We start from the raw sequence: 3,384 nt of genomic DNA on the forward strand, positions 1-3,384 counted from the left end.
ATCCGGGCCATCCGGTCCGCTCCGCCACCAGCTCGCACACCATCCGCGCGAACCGCTGCGACGAGCCGGGCGCTGCCGCCCGCGCGAACGCGAGGCCCAGCGACGCCGCGGTCTCCGCCGCCTCCACGTCCAGGTCGTGCACGACCTCCATGTGGTCGCTGACGAACCCGGCCGGCACGACCACGACGGCGGGCACCCCGTCTTTCGCCAGCATCCGCAGGTGGTCGTTCACGTCCGGTTCCAGCCAGGGCACGCTCGGCGGGCCGCTGCGGCTCTGGAAGACAAGGTCCCAGCCCAGGGAGCCACCACGCGTCCGTTCCGAGATAAGCCGCGAAGCTTCCCTCAGCTCAGCCACGTACCTGCCGCCTGGAACCACGGTCCCGGCCGACGCGCTGCCGCTGGCGGCGGCCATGCCGACCGGCACGCTGTGCGCGGTGAACACCAGCCGGGCACCGTCGGCGACGTCCGGCGGCAGGGTGCGCAGCGCCGCTTCGGTGTTCGCCGCGAACGGCTCGATGAACCCCGGGTGGTTGAAGTACGGACGGATCTTGTCGATCCGCGGCGCCCGTGGCCCGGCCGCCGCGACCGCCGCCTCGATGTCGTCCCGGTACTGCCGGCACGCCGAGTAGGAGCTGTAGGCGGAGGTCGCGAACGCGATCGCGTGCCGCACTCCGTCGGCGGCCATCCGCCGCACCGTGTCGGTGAGCAGCGGGCGCCAGTTCCTGTTCCCCCAGTAGACGGGCAGGTCCATGCCCGCGGCCTCGATCGCGGCGATCAGGTCCCGGCACTGGCCGTTGATCGGGCTGACCCCGCCCGCCGCGTAGTAGTGCTCCGCCACCTCGGCCAGCCGCTCCGCGGGCACGCCACGGCCGCGCGTGACGTTCTCGAGGAACGGCAGCACGTCGTCGGGGCCCTCGGGGCCGCCGAACGACAGCAGCAGGAACGCGTCATAGGCCGGCACGTGTTCTATCCAACCAGGGACCCGGCACGCGCTGGTAACCGGCGCTCTGCCGGAAAAATGACAGCGACGCCTGGTGCCTGTGCCCGGTATCGTCGGGTTTCGGGAGGCAACGCACGCGATGACGAGTACGGGGGAGAGGATTCAACGGGGGTTCCTGCTGCCGTACGCGGAGATCTTCCGTGACCGGCGGGCGCGGCGGTTCTCCGCGGCCGGGGTCATCGGGCGGATGCCGATGGCCATGCTCGGGCTCGGCACGGTGCTGCTGATCTCCGCGCGAACCGGCCATTACGGAGTGGCCGGCAGCGTGGCGGCGTCCGGGTCGCTCGGCGCGGCGCTGTGCGCGCCGCAGATCGCCCGGCGGGTCGACAGATTCGGCCAGCGGCGGGTGCTGATACCGCTGTGCGTCGTGTTCGTGCTCGCGGTCACCGGGCTGGTGCTCGCCGTGCAGCTGGGGGCGCCGGACTGGGTGCTGTTCCTCCCTGGCATCCTCGCCGGCGCCAGCATGCCGGTGCTCGGCCCGATGGTGCGCGCCCGGTGGAGCGCGCTGCTGGCCGGCTCGCCCCGGCTGCACACCGCGTTCTCGCTGGAGTCGGTCGGCGACGAGCTGTGCTACATGGTCGGCCCGGCCGTGGTGACGCTGCTCGCTACCCAGGTCCACCCGGCGGCCGGCGTGACCGCCGCCGCCGCGCTCTGCCTGGCGGGAACGCTCTGGTTCGCGTCCCAGCGGGACACCGAGCCGCCGCACCGTCCCCAGCTGGCTCAGGAGGATTCTCCTGAACGTCCCCGGCATACTCCGGGAGCGCGTCGTTTCTCTCTCGCCGCGCCCGGCCTCATCGTGCTCGCTCCCGTGTATGTGTTCCTCGGCGGGATGTTCGTCTCTGTGGACCTGTCCACGGTCGCGTTCGCCACGAGCTTCGGCCACAAGCCGCTGGCCGGGGTGCTGCTCGCCTGCTGGGCGTTCGGCAGCGGCGTCGGCGGCCTCTGGTACGGCACAAGGAACTGGCGGTCGCCCACCTGGCGGCGGTTCGCGATCACGCTGGCGCTCACCGTCGCCGGGGTGTGGACGTTCGGCACGGTGCCTAACCTGATCACGCTCGCGCTGGTGCAGTTCCTGTGCGGGATGGCGATCGCGCCGACGCTGATCGCCGGGTACAGCCTGATGGAGGAGCAGGCCTGGCCCGGGCGGACCACCGAGGCGATGACCTGGCTGTCGACCGGGATCGGCCTCGGCGTGGCCTGCGGGGCCACGGCCGCGGGGTTCATCCTCGACGCGTTCGGGGCGCGGTGGGGGTACGTGTTCGCGGCCTCGTGCGGCACCGCCAGCGTGCTGCTCTGCCTGGCCGGGCTGCGGCGGCTCGCGGGCCCGCCGCCTGCGCCCGGCCCCGATGCTGTTCCTTAACCGGACTCGCGGGCGTCCTCAGCCGGACTCGCGGGCGTACTCGGCGGCCAGCGTCAGCACCTCGTTCACGTACCAGGTGGCGTGGTTGTAGGCGAAGATCGCCTGGCGCAGCCCCTGGCCGCCCTGGGCGGCGCCGCTGGCGCACAGCAGCTCGGCCGCGGACGGTACCGCGTCGTACGGGTTCATGATGTCCGGCGGCCCGGTCTCGCCGAACGCGTCGATGCCCCAGACCCGCCAGGTGGACGGCAGGAACTGCATCGGGCCGAGCGCCCCGGCGCTCGACGGTCCCGTGTTCGCGCCGTCACCGCTTTCGATCTGCCCGATCGCGGCCAGCACCGTCCAGGACAGCCCAGGGCAGTACTGCGCGGCGGACTCCTGGAACAGCGCCAGGTAGCTGCCCGGCCTGCCCGTAGGCGGGTGCGCGTCGACCGGCAGCGTGGTGCCGGCGATGACCGGGACCAGCCGGACGACCCGGCTCTGCTTGCCGAGCACCGCGCTCACCTGGGCGGCGAGCTTGGTCATGTCGGCGGCCGGTGCGTTGACCAGCACCGCCACGTTCCTGACGAGACCGAGGCGGCGTGCCGTGGCCTCGTTCACGATCGCGTCCACGCCGGTCACGCCGAGCAGCGCCGTCCCGCCGAACCTGATCGTCGTCCGGACCGCCGCCGCCACCGGGTACGCGCCGTGAGACAGCCGCAGCGTGCGGGCCGCCGCCGCGGTCGTGATGAGGTCGCCGGCGGCGAAGCCGCGCCACACCGTGGCGCTGGCGGCCGTGACCGGGGGTGTCCAGGGACGCAGCGCGCTCGCCGTCGCGCTGATGACCGTCAGCGGCTTGCCGTTGACCGTGATCCGCGCGCCGTCGACCGGGAGCACGGACCTGACCTGGCTCAGCTTCCTGAGCCTGGCGAGATCGGCCGCGGTGACGCTGCCGGGGCCGGCGGCGATGAGGTCGGGGACGACCAGGCGCGGGACGCTCGCGGCGGACGCGGCGGCGGTGTGCGGGACGGCAGGCGCGGGACTGGCC

At 73.2% G+C, this 3,384-nt stretch carries 3 protein-coding genes; 1 reads left to right on the top strand and 2 read right to left on the bottom strand.

The window, feature by feature from the left end; genetic code table 11:
* On the bottom strand, nt 1–961 hold a 961-nt coding region (locus WA805_RS04625; protein ID WP_425241717.1), incomplete at its 3' end, for a ferrochelatase.
* A gap of 118 nt (nt 962–1,079) precedes the next feature.
* Between WA805_RS04625 and WA805_RS04630 the strand changes: the two genes are divergently transcribed.
* The gene (locus WA805_RS04630; protein ID WP_425241718.1) at nt 1,080–2,360 is read left to right on the top strand and encodes an MFS transporter; all 1,281 of its coding nucleotides are present in this window, start codon (nt 1,080–1,082) and stop codon (nt 2,358–2,360) included.
* An 18-nt stretch (nt 2,361–2,378) separates the two neighbouring features.
* Here the strand turns inward: WA805_RS04630 and WA805_RS04635 are convergent.
* Nucleotides 2,379–3,384 (bottom strand): lytic murein transglycosylase (locus WA805_RS04635; RefSeq protein WP_425241719.1); only part of this gene is annotated, 1,006 nt, incomplete at its 5' end.

This window comes from Trebonia sp., assembly GCF_049794275.1.
Lineage (GTDB): Bacteria > Actinomycetota > Actinomycetes > Streptosporangiales > Streptosporangiaceae > Trebonia.